The organism is Rhizobium sp. BK379 (assembly GCF_014193955.1).
In the GTDB taxonomy this organism is placed as follows: Bacteria; Pseudomonadota; Alphaproteobacteria; order Rhizobiales; family Rhizobiaceae; genus Rhizobium.
Window position 1 is genome coordinate 266,914 of record NZ_JACIAD010000007.1, and the last position, 12,457, is coordinate 279,370.

General features: G+C 58.4%; 16 protein-coding genes and 1 pseudogene. 10 read left to right on the plus strand and 7 right to left on the minus strand.

Annotated elements, in window-relative coordinates; genetic code table 11:
- Nucleotides 1–38: 38 nt before the first annotated feature.
- Genes FHT93_RS27345 through FHT93_RS27365 form a run of 5 tightly spaced genes read left to right on the plus strand, consistent with a single transcriptional unit; the run spans nucleotide 39 to nucleotide 4,456 of the window.
- The gene (locus FHT93_RS27345; protein ID WP_113014348.1) at nucleotides 39–908 is read left to right on the plus strand and encodes a sugar ABC transporter permease; all 870 of its coding nucleotides are present in this window, start codon (nucleotides 39–41) and stop codon (nucleotides 906–908) included.
- Nucleotides 898–1,707: a carbohydrate ABC transporter permease gene (locus FHT93_RS27350; protein WP_113014349.1), complete on the plus strand. Its 810-nt coding sequence runs from the start codon at nucleotides 898–900 to the stop codon at nucleotides 1,705–1,707. The genes FHT93_RS27345 and FHT93_RS27350 overlap by 11 nt, the downstream gene beginning before the upstream one ends.
- A gap of 23 nt (nucleotides 1,708–1,730) precedes the next feature.
- Nucleotides 1,731–2,480 (plus strand): glycerophosphodiester phosphodiesterase family protein, encoded by a 750-nt coding sequence (locus FHT93_RS27355; RefSeq protein WP_183850383.1) that lies wholly within the window; start codon nucleotides 1,731–1,733, stop codon nucleotides 2,478–2,480.
- Nucleotides 2,477–3,517: an ATP-binding cassette domain-containing protein gene (locus FHT93_RS27360; protein WP_183850385.1), complete on the plus strand. Its 1,041-nt coding sequence runs from the start codon at nucleotides 2,477–2,479 to the stop codon at nucleotides 3,515–3,517. The genes FHT93_RS27355 and FHT93_RS27360 overlap by 4 nt, the downstream gene beginning before the upstream one ends.
- 51 nt (nucleotides 3,518–3,568) lie before the next feature.
- Entirely contained in the window at nucleotides 3,569–4,456 is an 888-nt protein-coding gene (locus tag FHT93_RS27365; RefSeq protein WP_183850387.1) for a MurR/RpiR family transcriptional regulator, read from the plus strand.
- Nucleotides 4,457–4,534: 78 nt separating this feature from the next.
- Here the strand turns inward: FHT93_RS27365 and minE are convergent, their stop codons facing one another.
- Genes minE through minC form a run of 3 tightly spaced genes read right to left on the minus strand, consistent with a single transcriptional unit; the run spans nucleotide 4,535 to nucleotide 6,377 of the window.
- Nucleotides 4,535–4,792, minus strand: a complete 258-nt coding sequence (minE, locus tag FHT93_RS27370; RefSeq protein WP_112545273.1) for a cell division topological specificity factor MinE — start codon at nucleotides 4,790–4,792, stop codon at nucleotides 4,535–4,537.
- Nucleotides 4,789–5,604, minus strand: a complete 816-nt coding sequence (gene minD, locus FHT93_RS27375) for a septum site-determining protein MinD (RefSeq protein WP_113145348.1) — start codon at nucleotides 5,602–5,604, stop codon at nucleotides 4,789–4,791. The genes minE and minD overlap by 4 nt, the downstream gene beginning before the upstream one ends.
- 29 nt (nucleotides 5,605–5,633) lie before the next feature.
- A complete protein-coding gene (gene minC, locus FHT93_RS27380) occupies nucleotides 5,634–6,377 on the minus strand; it encodes a septum site-determining protein MinC (protein WP_113114366.1) in 744 nt (247 codons plus the stop codon).
- 313 nt (nucleotides 6,378–6,690) lie between these two features.
- Between minC and FHT93_RS27385 the strand changes: the two genes are divergently transcribed.
- Both FHT93_RS27385 and FHT93_RS27390 read left to right on the plus strand, forming a co-directional pair.
- The gene (locus tag FHT93_RS27385; protein WP_183850389.1) at nucleotides 6,691–7,320 is read left to right on the plus strand and encodes an alpha/beta family hydrolase; all 630 of its coding nucleotides are present in this window, start codon (nucleotides 6,691–6,693) and stop codon (nucleotides 7,318–7,320) included.
- A gap of 196 nt (nucleotides 7,321–7,516) precedes the next feature.
- Nucleotides 7,517–8,785, plus strand: a complete 1,269-nt coding sequence (locus FHT93_RS27390; protein WP_183850390.1) for an acyltransferase — start codon at nucleotides 7,517–7,519, stop codon at nucleotides 8,783–8,785.
- Between the two features lie 9 nt (nucleotides 8,786–8,794).
- Here FHT93_RS27390 and FHT93_RS27395 read toward each other — a convergent pair whose 3' ends face one another.
- Together FHT93_RS27395 and rpsU are read right to left on the minus strand one after the other, a co-directional pair.
- Nucleotides 8,795–8,989: a hypothetical protein gene (locus tag FHT93_RS27395; protein WP_112545268.1), complete on the minus strand. Its 195-nt coding sequence runs from the start codon at nucleotides 8,987–8,989 to the stop codon at nucleotides 8,795–8,797.
- Between the two features lie 69 nt (nucleotides 8,990–9,058).
- Entirely contained in the window at nucleotides 9,059–9,295 is a 237-nt protein-coding gene (gene rpsU, locus FHT93_RS27400; RefSeq protein WP_112545267.1) for a 30S ribosomal protein S21, read from the minus strand.
- 490 nt (nucleotides 9,296–9,785) lie between these two features.
- Between rpsU and xth the strand changes: the two genes are divergently transcribed.
- Nucleotides 9,786–10,583, plus strand: a complete 798-nt coding sequence (xth, locus tag FHT93_RS27405) for an exodeoxyribonuclease III (protein ID WP_183850563.1) — start codon at nucleotides 9,786–9,788, stop codon at nucleotides 10,581–10,583.
- Here the strand turns inward: xth and FHT93_RS27410 are convergent.
- Nucleotides 10,537–10,833 carry a hypothetical protein gene (locus tag FHT93_RS27410; RefSeq protein WP_112545265.1) on the minus strand — a complete coding sequence of 99 codons (297 nt, stop codon included), beginning with the start codon at nucleotides 10,831–10,833 and terminating at the stop codon, nucleotides 10,537–10,539. The two genes, xth and FHT93_RS27410, sit on opposite strands and share 47 nt — an antisense overlap.
- Nucleotides 10,834–11,027: 194 nt before the next feature.
- On the opposite strand from FHT93_RS27410, the gene FHT93_RS27415 reads away from it, so the two are divergent.
- The gene (locus FHT93_RS27415) at nucleotides 11,028–11,582 is read left to right on the plus strand and encodes a hypothetical protein (protein WP_112545264.1); all 555 of its coding nucleotides are present in this window, start codon (nucleotides 11,028–11,030) and stop codon (nucleotides 11,580–11,582) included.
- Between the two features lie 58 nt (nucleotides 11,583–11,640).
- Here FHT93_RS27415 and FHT93_RS35725 read toward each other — a convergent pair.
- Nucleotides 11,641–11,903: pseudogene (locus FHT93_RS35725) on the minus strand (hypothetical protein).
- Nucleotides 11,904–12,192: 289 nt separating this feature from the next.
- On the opposite strand from FHT93_RS35725, the gene FHT93_RS27420 reads away from it, so the two are divergent.
- Nucleotides 12,193–12,456, plus strand: coding sequence for a hypothetical protein (locus tag FHT93_RS27420; RefSeq protein WP_112545263.1), 264 nt, complete (start codon nucleotides 12,193–12,195; stop codon nucleotides 12,454–12,456).
- Nucleotide 12,457: the final 1 nt, after the last annotated feature.

Below are 12,457 nucleotides of genomic sequence, written 5' to 3' on the forward strand. Positions count from 1 at the left end.
GTTCTTGAACGGCCCGTCGTCTCAACTGTTCCGGTCCCATGCTGCGCAAACTCACACCCTATCTTCTCGTCGCACCGTTGATGATCTTCATCACGGTCTTCACCTACATTCCCGTCATCACCAGCGTGAACCTCAGTTTCCGGCACTGGGACTTCCTGTCGCCGACTATGCCTTTCGTCGGTTTTGAGAATTACCGCCTGCTTTTGAACTCCCGCGACTTCTGGAATTCCTTGCAGGTAACCGCGATCTTTGCGCTGTTTTCGGTGCCGATCCGGCTGGCGCTCGCGCTTGCCGTTGCAAGCTATCTCGTGCGCGAAACCCTGCCCTCACGGCTCCTGCGCGGAGCGCTGTTTCTGCCTTCCGTAACCTCCACAGTCTCGATCGCCGTTGTTTTCTCCTGGGTCTTCGCCACCGATTACGGCATGGTCAATGCGGCGCTGACCTCGCTCGGCCTCGGCAAGGTGCAATGGCTCCAGGATCCGCAACTCGCGCTCTGGGTGCTGATAGTAGTCAACACATGGAAGCAGCTCGGCTACGATATCGTGATCTATATCGCCGGCCTGCAGGCGGTGCCGCAGGAACTTTATGATGCTGCCGCCGTGGATGGCGGCCGCCGCTTTCATGTCTTCCGGCGCGTGACCGTGCCCCTGGTCATGCCGACCACCTATTTCCTGCTGGTGATTTCGGTGATCGAGGCCTTTCAGGTCTTCACCATCGTCAACATCATGACCCGCGGCGGCCCGGCGGGTGCGACCGATATGCTGGTCAATCTGCTCTACCGCGTCGGTTTTACCCTTTTCGATATCGGCAGGGGATCGGCGCTCGCCGTCCTGCTCTTCATCTTCCTGATCGTGCTCGCACTGATCAAATCCTTCGTCATCGGCCGGAGGGTTCACTATGAGGCTTAAGAACCGTCTTGTGACCGGGCTCGCGCTTGTTGCCGGCCTGATCTTCCTGTCGCCCGTACTCTATTCGATCTGGATGTCCTTCGAGACAGCGCAGTCCTATTACACGGGCCAATACGAGTTCACGCTGGACAACTATGTCCGGGCCGTCGCCGAATACAATTTCGCGCGCTACCTGCTGAACAGCATCATCGTGTCGGGCCTGGTAACGCTGCTCGGCATTACGGTCGCAACCATGGCAGCCTTTGCCTTCGCGCGCTACCAGTTCCGCGGCGGCAACCTGCTCTTTGGCGCGACCGTCGCTACGCTGATGATCCCGAGCCATATCAGCCTGATCCCGAACTACCTGACACTCGCCAAGGCCGGCCTGCTCGATACTTATGCCGGTCTCATCCTGCCCGCGATCTCGAATGGCTTTGCCGCCTTCTTCCTGCGTCAATATATCAAGGGCATCCCGAAAGCGCTGGACGAGGCCGCCTATATGGACGGCGCAACACCGCTGCAGGTGCTGTGGCGCGTGATCGTGCCGATCGCGAAGCCCGCCATCTTTTCCATGGGGCTCTACATATTCATTAGTGAGTGGAACAACTACATCTGGCCGCTCGTCGCCGTTGGCAAGGAAGACCTCTACACGCTGCAGATCGGTCTTGCTCGCCTTTATCGCATCAATCCCGGTGAAGGTCTGGTCGATTGGCCACTCGTCATGGCGGCCTGCACCCTCAGCATGCTGCCCGTACTGCTCGGTTTCCTGCTGGTCGAGCGACATCTCGTGCGCGGCATTACGCTCGGCGCGGTCAAATAATCATGAACAAGGACAAGCATAGAATGACACGCATCGCTTCGCATCGCGGCGGCACTCTGGAATTCGGCGACAGCACGCCGCACGGTTTTGCCGCGACGGCAAGAATGGCGCTGGAAGAAGTCGAGTTCGACGTCCATCCGACAGCCGATGGCGCAATCATGGTTCATCACGACGCTACTCTTGACGGAACGACGGACCGCAGCGGCGTGATCGCGGCGATGAGCGAGGCGGAGGTTCGCGCCGCCGTCATCAATTACGGTGCCGGCGGACATCCGATCTCGCTTGCCGAACTCTGCGCCCTCTATGCCGACAGCACGGTTGACTTCCGCTGCGAGATCAAGCCGGGGGTCGACGGTCGCCCCTATGAGAATTTCGTACCGCATGTCGTAGAGACCCTCGCCCGCCACGGTATGCTCGAGAGGACGATCTTCTCCTCCTTTCTGGTGGAATCGCAGGATGCGCTTTCAGCGGCAACCAGCCGGCCGAAACTCTGGCTCGTCAGCCCGCCGGTGCTGCGTCAGCTCGGGGCCGCAGCTGTTATCGAAGTCGCGAAGTCTCATAATATCCCGGAAATCGGCGTCCACGTAGACACCGCCGATACGGCACTGATGGCTGAAATTGAAGCCGCAGGGCTCGATTTTGGTTGCTGGGCGGCCCATTCGGCCAGGCAGATCGAAAAGGTGCTGGCACTTGGCGTGAAAGTCTTCACGACAGACCGCCCAAGCCTTGCCATCGCCATACGTAATCGCTTCGAGGCGGAGACTGCGCAATGAGCGGGATCGTCGTACGCGATATCAGAAAATCCTACGTCGGCGGCCCGCAAGTCCTGCATGGCGTCTCCATGGATATCAAGTCCGGCGAATTCATCGTTATCGTCGGCCCTTCCGGTTGCGGCAAGTCTACCCTGCTGCGCCTCATCGCAGGGCTTGAGCGATGCGATGAGGGCGAAATCGAAATCGGCGGCCGTCGTGCTAACGATCTCGCGCCGCAAGATCGCGACATCGCCATGATCTTCCAGAACTACGCGCTCTATCCCCATATGACAGTGCGCGAGAATATTGCCTTCGGCCTGGAACTGCGCGGCATGCCGAAAGCCGAGCGCAATGCGCGGGCTCAAGATGTGGCAAAGACGTTGCAGCTCGAAGCCTATCTCGATCGCAAGCCGGGTGCCCTTTCCGGCGGTCAGCGTCAACGTGTGGCGATGGGCCGGGCCATGGCGCGCAACAGTTCCATCTTCCTGATGGACGAGCCGCTCTCGAACCTCGACAACGCGCTGCGGGTCGCCATGCGCACCGAAATCAAGGAGTTGCATCGCCAGGTCGGTGCGACAATCGTTTATGTCACGCATGACCAGACCGAGGCGCTTTCACTGGCCGACAGGATCGCGGTGATGAAGGATGGTAATCTCCTGCAGTTCGACACGCCGGAGGCAATCTATGACCAGCCGCAGAACCGCTTTGTCGCAGGCTTCCTGGGTGTGCCCGCGATGAATTTCATGCCTGTCGAGCATCTTCCGGGCTGGCGGGGCCGACCGGGCCTGACCGCCGGACTAAGGCCCGAATCCATGACAATCCGCGCCGAGGAACCTGCGGAGCCTGCCCTGCCCGTCCGGCTCATGCTGTCGGAAATGACAGGGTCTGATATCATCCTGCATTGTGAGAGCCCGGCCGGACGTATCACACTTACCAGTCCGCGCAAGGATGTACCGCGCCATTCCGACAACTTCTGGGTCATGTGCGACCTTGACCAGGCCGTGTTTTTCGATAACCAGAGCGGGAGCCGCGTCGATCTTTCAGCCGGAGATCGTTGAATTTAGGCGCCGCTGATCGTTCCGGTTTGGAAAAGCGCAAGAAGTGATGCAATGGAAAGACAAAACGAGATTCCGCAACTTCTCGGCGATCTTATCAGCCGCAACTCGACGAAGCTGACCGAGGCCGATACGCGCCTTCTCGACGTGATGATGCAGGATCCTATCCGCGCGGCGATGGAAAACGGCAAAACGGTCTCCTTCCGCGCCGGAGTACATCCGGCCTCGGCGGTGCGGCTGGCACGCCGCCTTGGCTTTAAAGGCTATCCGGAATTCCGGACCTTTCTGCAGGCGAATCTCATCGAAGGCGGCGGCGATTTTGAAAGCCCGGCCGCCCGCATGGCCGCCCGTCTCGTCCGGGCGGAGGACGGCGGCGTGCTTTCCTCCGTTCTCGACAGCGAGATCACTGCGCTCCAGCAGGTGCGCAACGCTGTTGCCGACGCCGATATCAGAGGTTTTTCCGAAGTGCTGCGCGATTGCCGGCGTGTCTTCGTGTTCGGGCGTGGGCATTCTGCCGCCCTCGCCTCGCTCATCGCGCTGAGGCTCAATCGCTCGGGCTATCCGTCAGTCGATCTCGCCAGTCAGATGCATCTGATCGCCGAAGTGCTGGCTACGTTGGAAACCGGCGATGTCGTCTGGCTGCTTGCCTTCCGCAAGGCCTCGCCCCTCATCCACCAGATCCGAAAGATCGCAGCCGAAAGAGGTGCCAGGGTGCTGGCGCTGACCGATCTGCTCAGTATCCGCATCGATCCGGCACCCGACAGGCAGATTTCGGTTTCCCGCGGCGACGCCGGCGAATCCCAATCTCTCGTCGTTCCCATGACAATCGCCAACGCGATCATTCTCGACTTGGCCGCGATCGATGACGGCCACTCGCTGCGGGCGCTTGGGGCCTTCAAGGCCTTCCGCGCCGACTGTGGTCTCTCACCGGTGATCCTGTAAGGCCAGAAATCCGCCACCGTGAGGAACATGAGATTTTCCGGGAGACATCTCAGCCTCCCGGATAAATCAGCTCGAACCTCAAGCCGCCCGGGCGGCCTTGGCGGGGATCTCGACGTCGATTTCGAGGATTGAGACGTTCTCGCCGCGATCGATCCTGATCTGCAGGCGATCGCCTTCGATTTCGACATGCTTGGCGATCACAGCAAGGATCTCTTCTCGAAGGATCGAAACGAGATCCGATCCAGGAGAGATTCGTTCATGTGCCAAAAGCAGTTGCAGGCGTTCGCGCGCAACCGGCGCGGTTTTCCTCTTCTGAAAGAAATCGAATACGCTCATGCTGCCCTCCGTCCGAAGATCTTGCCAAACAGACCACGCTTCTCGCCGGGGATCGAAACCGGAAGAACTTCGCCATTAAGGCGACGGACCGCTTCGAAATAGGCCCTGGCCGGCGCACTGCTCTGATCTGCAAGCGTCACCGGAGCGCCAAGGTTGGACGCACGCAACACATCCATGCTTTCCGGGATGATACCGAGCAGCGGGATCGACAGGATCTCGAGCACGTCATCCACCTTCAGCATGTCGCCACGTTCGGCACGGGTGACATCGTAGCGGGTGAGAAGCAGATGCTTTTCGATGCGCTCGCCGCGCTCCGCCTTTTCCGTCTTGGCATCCAGAAGACCGATGATGCGATCGGAATCGCGTACCGAGGAAACTTCCGGATTGGTGACGATCACGGCGATATCCGCGTGCCGCATCGCAAGCGTTGCACCACGTTCGATACCGGCCGGGCTGTCGCAGATGACCCAGTCGAAATGCTTCTTAAGCTCGGTGATGACGCGCTCGACGCCTTCTTCGGTGAGGCAGTCCTTGTCGCGGGTCTGGGACGCCGGCAGCAGGAACAGCGTTTCGAGGCGCTTGTCACGGATCAGCGCCTGGGTCAGCTTGGCGTCGCCCTGAATGACATTGATCATGTCATAGACGACCCTGCGCTCGGCGCCCATGACGAGATCGAGGTTGCGAAGGCCAACGTCGAAATCGACGACCACGACCTTCTCGTTTCTTTGCGCCAGCGCGGCCCCCAACGCTGCAGTCGAGGTTGTCTTGCCAACGCCACCCTTACCCGAGGTTACAACAATGACCTTTCCCATATCCCTCTCCTGTTTGAACCATTCACCCGTTAAATCAGTCGCGACGCCATGATCGCATCATTCTCAAGCCATAATTGCGCAGCCTGGCCACGCAGATCCGCCGGCAGATCGTCGGCGGTCTTGTAGATCCCGTCGATTGCCAGAAGCTCGGCCTCCAGCTTGCGGCAGAAGATTCGCGCCGCTGAATTGCCGATCGACCCGGCGAGTGCACGTCCGCGAAGCGCGCCATAAACGTGGATCGAACCACCAGCGATAACTTCAGCGCCTGAAGCGATGGATCCGATGACCGTTACATCCCCTTCGGGAAAAACAATCGACTGACCGGAGCGCACTGGCTCATGCAGTACAAGCGAAGACGGAGCTGCACGAACAACCGGCGCAACGACTTCTCGCACTTCGGCCGGCTGCGCCTTGTTCGGTTTCCGCGCCTCGGTCTCCGCGCCAGCGGTAGGCATCTCCACATCAGCGGCCGGCCGCCCACCAACCATGCCCGGCGGCATGCTGGCGTCGAGCTGCGATGGTCGCGCGCCTTCAATACCCATCACTCTGACGCCGCGCTCGCCGAGAGCCGCAACCATTCCCTTGAGGGCGGCACGATCCAGCGCGAGTTCACTGACATCCAGAACAACCGGCCTGCCGAGGAAGAAACCAGCTGATCGCGCAGCGAGGTCGTCGAGACGTACGAGCCAATCCTCGAACGGCAAATCAGGTGTCAGCACGACCGCAAGAAACGATCTGCCTTTGATGCGAATGGAGCGCGCTTCGGTTAACACGTTAGTAAACTTGGTTAATTTCGGTTTAAAAGCTTTAGCTGCTTCATGGTTAACAAATCGTTAACGCAGGGCTGATGGAGCCAAAAAATGGCTCCCTGAAACGGTAGCGAACAATCCACTGAACGTCGCACCTCATGCGGGTTATATTTCAGCCTTTTGCCTGAAAAATCAGGGCCTTGTTTGATTTGAGGGGCAATAGAGGCCGGAAAGCCTTCGGTCGATTGAGAGCCATGCTCTTGCTAAGATCGCATGTTCGCTCGCAGAGTATCGCCGCCTGTATGACGGACTCACATCAAGGGGACGCGGAGAAGAAATGACCAGCTTTTTGATTACGGGACCGGAAACGGCAAGTTTCACCATCCTCCTTGCCCATGGTGCAGGCGGAGCGATGGATTCTGCGTCGATGACCGGTCTAGCGAAAGCGCTCGCAGACGGCGGCTTCAAGGTGGCGCGATTCGAGTTTGCCTATATGGCCCAGCGTCGCCAGACCGGAGCGGTAAAGCCGCCTCCTCGTGCAGACCATCTGCTCGGCGAATATCGTGCGGCGATCGATGAACTCAATGCCGGCAACCTGATCATCGGGGGCAAGTCGATGGGCGGTCGTGTCGCTAGCATGATCGCAGACGAGAGTTTGGCGGCGAAGAAAATCCGGGGGCTGCTTTGCCTCGGATATCCGTTTCATCCGCCGGGAAAGCCGGACCAACTTCGCACCGCGCATCTGGAAAGCCTGCAAACGCCCACGCTGATCTGCCAGGGAACACGTGACCCCTTTGGATCAAGAGAAGAGGTCGCAACCTATTCGCTCTCCCATCAGATCGATCTGCTCTGGCTGGAAGATGGCGACCACGACCTCAAGCCACGGAAGAAGATCTCAGGCTATTCCGCTGGCGACCACATGCAAAAACTATCCGCATATGCAGCGGCCTGGGCAAAACGGTTATAGTAGTCGGGAAATACGCGCATAACGCGATTTTTCTGTCGAAAGCGGCCACTTCTTTGCATTTTAAGACTATTCACTAAACATTTTTAAAGGGTTTGCTTGCTCGAATGGCGCCCTCGCGCATCCGCGCGGAAATCAGGTCCTGAACGAAGCGGCTCGAAACTGAACATGCGCTTTGTCATCCGGCGGGAAATAAGGCATGGGCGCGACTGACGGCAGGAAGATCGACGGCAATCTTTCCATCTACCTCGACTTGCTGCGGTTCGGCGCAGCCGTTGTCGTATTTCTCTCGCACGCGCATGTCTTCCTTCTCCCCTCCATCAAGATCGGACCTCTTGGTTGGGGGCGGGAAGCGGTGGCCGTTTTCTTTGTCCTCTCAGGATTTGTTATCAGCTACGTCAGGCAGGTGAGCGAAAGGGAGTGGCGCGTATACCTTGTCGCCCGTCTCGCCCGAATTATGCCTGTTGCCCTGCTGGCGATTGCGGTGATCTTCGTGGCCGACAATATCGGGACACATGCGAACGCCTTCTACTACGATTTCATCAACACCGGATTTTTCACGCCAGTTTCGGTCGAAGCCGCGCTCGCCTACGTGACCTTCACCAATCAACTATGGTTTGCGCATGCCGTTTTCGGCAGCGGCGAACCTTACTGGTCGCTGGGCTTTGAAGTTCAATACTACCTGTTCTTCGGCCTCTTGGCCTTTTCGTCGAGCCGCGCGAAAATACCGTTGCTGTGCCTCTGGGCCGCTTTCGCCGGCCCGAAAATCCTGATGTATATGCCGTTGTGGCTCATGGGCTGGTTGACGATGAAGTGCGTCATCGAGCGCCCACCCTTTCGGCGTCCCATCGCGATCGCAATGATTGCCGCATCGGTCGTGCTGTTCTTCAGCCTGAAGTTTTTCGCCGATCGCGCCGCAACCAACATGTACGAGACCTGGTCACTACCTCAAGAAGCGATCAACTTCGTCTACTTCAATCTCATCGGCGTTGCCGTGGTCTTGCATCTTATCGGTGCGGCATCGCTGCTTCGCCAGGCTCGGCCACTGTTCGAAAAGACAGGTCCGGCGATCAGATGGCTGGCTGGCGGCAGCTTTACGCTCTATCTTGTCCACCAGCCGCTCATTCTCATGTTTGCATCCTTCCTGCATCCGGTGGAGGAGCATGTTCCGACGGCGGCAGCCCTGCTGGTTGCCTGCTTCGTCCTTTGTTTCCTGCTGGCAGAGGTCGCCGAACGCCGAAAGAAGTTCTTCGCCCGGCTCATCGTGAGCCTGCTGCCAGCGCTCTCGCGGACAGGCCAGAGAATGCCCGTCGATATTGCTGCCGACCCGGTTATCTCTAACCACACAACGCCGACGACTTCGCAGCTCATTCGCGTTCTCGAGGAAATGCAAAACGCGCTCGATGGAGAAGAAAAAGTGGTCGACAATCATGACGCACCACCTCGAGACCGCGTATCGCGCGCTTGAGTGCCCTCCTCAGTGAACGCTTGGGAGCCTTACCGCGGAGGCGAAATCTTCTGCCACCAGTTCGCTGATCGCAATCAGTGTTTCCTCGATCGTAAAACCAGAGGCCACAGTCGCCTCGATCAGATCCTGCAGATCAGGTCCGATAGCCTCGCGGCAATCGTCAAGCCGATCATCGGAAACCGTCAAACTACGCAACTCTTCCATGATGTCCCTTTCCAGAACAGAGGGGCCAGAATAGAGCGCCACCGGCTTATTGCGGCGGCGCCGCTGTTATCAGCGCGCAGACGCGCGGCGTCTTGCTGCCGGTAAAAGCCCTTCACGCTGCATCTTCTTGCGGGCAGCCTTGCGCTGCCGGGCTATAGCCTGGGCTTTTTCGCGGACGCGGCGCTCGGAGGGCTTTTCATAGGCCCGACGCTCCTTCATTTCTCGAAACAGTCCTTCGCGCTGCATCTTCTTTTTCAGCGCGCGGAGAGCCTGTTCAACATTGTTGTCTCTAACGATGACCTGCATGTTTTCTCCTTGCGAATGATGGTACCGAACCCGCTCGCCTGGTGATCTCACGGCATTCGTCCTGCACGGGTGGGCGCAAATCCAAGCAGGCTTGGATCAAACGATCAGAGGATCTGGCTTTGCCGCTGCGTGGTTGCGGCTGCGATAGGTACTGGACCAGCCAATGGTCGATGTTTGCGAAAGTCTTGTCTGGACCGCGCTTCCTCAAGAGGAGATCCTGCGGTCCGATGGGTCCTTACCCAGCCGATACGGGTGATAGGAGGTAAGTAAGAGCGGGGTGACGTTATTGCAAGCCGGCCTGTTTCCACCTCGGCGTCCGGGCAAAGGAACTTTCTGAAGCCATGCACATTCCCCTCGCCGAGTGCGGACCGTGTCAACCGGACGCGACGGGGATGGTGAACATGGCGATTTTTCCGGTTTCCCGCCATGGCTAACGAAATGGCAGACGAGCACCCAACCTGTCCGGCCCGCCTCGCCGTCTGGAGGTCGATTGAAAATAGCCACCTACAATATCAACGGAATTGTCGGCCGCCTCCCAATACTCGTGCGATGGCTGCAAGAAGATGCGCCGGACATCGCCTGCCTTCAGGAGCTGAAGACTCCCGATGATAAATTCCCCCAACGGGAGATCGAACGCTTAGGCTATCGCGCCGTCTGGCACGGCCAAAAGAGCTGGAATGGCGTGGCAATCCTTGCGAGAGACGTTCTGCCGGTGCTTACGCGCCGAGGCTTGCCGGGAGACCCGGACGACAGCCACAGCCGCTACATCGAGGCTGCCGTAAGCGGTCTGTTGATCTGCTGCCTCTATCTTCCAAACGGCAACCCTGTGCCCGGCCCCAAGTTCGACTACAAGCTGCGCTGGTTTCAACGCCTGCATCATTATGCCGGAGAGCTCCTGGACATCGAAGTCCCGACCCTCCTCATCGGCGACTTCAACGTCATACCGACAGACATGGATGTCTATTCGCCGGAACGTTGGCACGATGATGCCCTGTTCAGACCGGAGGTCAGGAAGGCCTATGCCAGGCTGATTCAACAGGGCTGGACGGATGCGCTTCGCCACCTTCATCCGGACGAGCGAATCTACACCTTCTGGAAATACTGGAGAAACTCATTCGAACGGGATGCCGGACTGCGGATCGACCATGTTCTTCTCAGTCCAGACATCGCCCCACATCTTCGCTCTGTGAGCGTCCGGCGCAATCCGCGACGGTGGAACCACACGAGCGATCATGCACCCGTCATGATTGAGCTCGACCTGCCTTACGTGGCGGGCGAGAGCCGTTGAGTTCACAAGTATAGAGCGCCGGCGAAACCTCCTCATCCGCACGCTCCGGAAAAAGTTGCCGGCGTATGCGATCCAGTGCCTCTGCTTCCTTGCGCGTTCTTGCAAGCAGATCGGGGGTGACATCGCCGTAGCGTTTGCCATCCGCCGAAGCAACACCAACCGTCCCGCCGCTCGACAGGAAGTCGCAGAAAGATCGCACGGATCGAAGACGCGTGGTGATCTCGATATAATAGCTATCGTAGCCGGCCATGCTCATCTCCTTCGCTCTCAAAGGTTAACGCGCACTGCGTCAATATGATGGCGCTCATTGCGTGGCTCGGCGGTACCTTCCTGAAAGCACGGCCGCGATCGAAGCCGTGGGTCATCATCCACGCATGGGCGTTATTCTCTTTTGGTGGAACATTCATCCGTCCACCGCCTTTGTTCTCTCAAGGAGAAATTGCCATGGCCAACGCTCGCACCACTTTCCACGAAGTCGTCTCGGAGATCGCCGCGCTCACGATTTCAAATGCAGCCGATCATATCGGTCAGTGGACGGTTGAATATCTGACCCGACGCGAAATCTTCTATCAGTTTTCGGGAAATTGCAGTCTCGCAGGTGAGGACGTTACCGGGCATCGGTTCGACGGCACACGCGACACGCTGACAGCCTTACCACCAAATCTGCTCGTTCCCGCCATCTCCGATTTCGACAACAACACAATCATGGCCTTCTATATCGGGCCGAGCATATCGGTGACGACGATCGCTCGGGAAGCGGTCGATTGCTCCGTGCGGGCTCCGGAAGTACTGCTGGTAGACATCACCGTCGATGACGAAGATTTGCTTTCAGGTACAAGATCACTGACACGGCTGGCTTTCGTTGGCCTCGATGCCGATGAAGGATGGTCGCCGCTTGTTCCATGCGCCGATATCCTGACTATAAGTGACATGATCCACCCGTTCTGGTGCCACGGTAGACAGGTTGCCAGGGGCGGTCTGCTGCAGATCAGGATCTGACGAGACGATCCTGCGCCAGATGCGACCTCATGTTCGTGAGCGGTCGCCGGGTCGTCACTCAGTCGAATAACTCGCCACGCCCAATCTGTCCTTGCTTCGCATCGATATCGCTGATCGACGGATCCTCGGCGGGGTCTGGATCCCTTGTGTTGCTTCCTTGAGCGAGCGGGCCGCCTCGACGAGTGCCACTGTTATTTCATCCGTGCTCCAGCCCGCCGCGTTGGCATCAGCGACAAGCGCCTCCAAGGCCATACGGGCAGCGTCTGTCGCCTCCTGATACCGATGCGTAGGATCATTCGTTGTCGGAACTGGAAAACTCATATGCGTTCCTTTCGAGCGTTCGAACAGATGTGGTGTTTGAAGTGAACGCAGAGGATTGCAATTGGATGCGTCGATCATCTCGACTTGCGACGCAAGCCAGCTTGTATCAAGCAAGACTCCTCGATGAATGCCCGTCTCTTGGCAGCGGAATGAAGCCTTGAATGAACCACGCCCGCGCAGAGCGCAGGAAACGACGACACCGGAACCAACCGCGAGCATATCGGTTGATACAATGAATTCCAAGCCACGAGAGAAGCGTAGCCCGCGGAAAAGCCGAAGGGAGGTTTCAATGTATGTGAGCGACGCAAAGGTAACGCATCGACACAAGGTCTGGCATGTCGATTTCTTCGGCGACGCCGGTGAGCAGTTGACAGTACGCCTTCCCGAAGCGGCGGCGGCGAGCGAAGAAGCCGCACTCGATCGCGCCAGGGAAATGATGGTGCAGTTGACGCCCTTCGGCACTCGCGGCGGCAAGCCAAGCCTCAATCGCTACGACAGTCTGAGCAACGGCAATTTCGACGACGATCAACCGCTCGTCGGAGTGAAGCATTAAG

Bases quoted from the DNA above. Each gene is read 5' to 3' on its own strand.
- FHT93_RS27415 (WP_112545264.1), top strand. From the start codon at position 11,028: ATGGCCAACGCTCGCACCACTTTCCACGAAGTCGTCTCGGAGATCGCC.
- FHT93_RS27360 (WP_183850385.1), top strand. From the start codon at position 2,477: ATGAGCGGGATCGTCGTACGCGATATCAGAAAATCCTACGTCGGCGGC.
- FHT93_RS27345 (WP_113014348.1), top strand. From the start codon at position 39: ATGCTGCGCAAACTCACACCCTATCTTCTCGTCGCACCGTTGATGATC.
- FHT93_RS27350 (WP_113014349.1), top strand. From the start codon at position 898: ATGAGGCTTAAGAACCGTCTTGTGACCGGGCTCGCGCTTGTTGCCGGC.
- FHT93_RS27395 (WP_112545268.1), bottom strand. From the start codon at position 8,989: ATGGAAGAGTTGCGTAGTTTGACGGTTTCCGATGATCGGCTTGACGAT.
- FHT93_RS27420 (WP_112545263.1), top strand. From the start codon at position 12,193: ATGTATGTGAGCGACGCAAAGGTAACGCATCGACACAAGGTCTGGCAT.
- rpsU (WP_112545267.1), bottom strand. From the start codon at position 9,295: ATGCAGGTCATCGTTAGAGACAACAATGTTGAACAGGCTCTCCGCGCG.
- FHT93_RS27390 (WP_183850390.1), top strand. From the start codon at position 7,517: ATGGGCGCGACTGACGGCAGGAAGATCGACGGCAATCTTTCCATCTAC.
- FHT93_RS27410 (WP_112545265.1), bottom strand. From the start codon at position 10,833: ATGGCCGGCTACGATAGCTATTATATCGAGATCACCACGCGTCTTCGA.
- FHT93_RS27355 (WP_183850383.1), top strand. From the start codon at position 1,731: ATGACACGCATCGCTTCGCATCGCGGCGGCACTCTGGAATTCGGCGAC.
- minD (WP_113145348.1), bottom strand. From the start codon at position 5,604: ATGGGAAAGGTCATTGTTGTAACCTCGGGTAAGGGTGGCGTTGGCAAG.
- FHT93_RS27385 (WP_183850389.1), top strand. From the start codon at position 6,691: ATGACCAGCTTTTTGATTACGGGACCGGAAACGGCAAGTTTCACCATC.
- FHT93_RS27365 (WP_183850387.1), top strand. From the start codon at position 3,569: ATGGAAAGACAAAACGAGATTCCGCAACTTCTCGGCGATCTTATCAGC.
- minE (WP_112545273.1), bottom strand. From the start codon at position 4,792: ATGAGCGTATTCGATTTCTTTCAGAAGAGGAAAACCGCGCCGGTTGCG.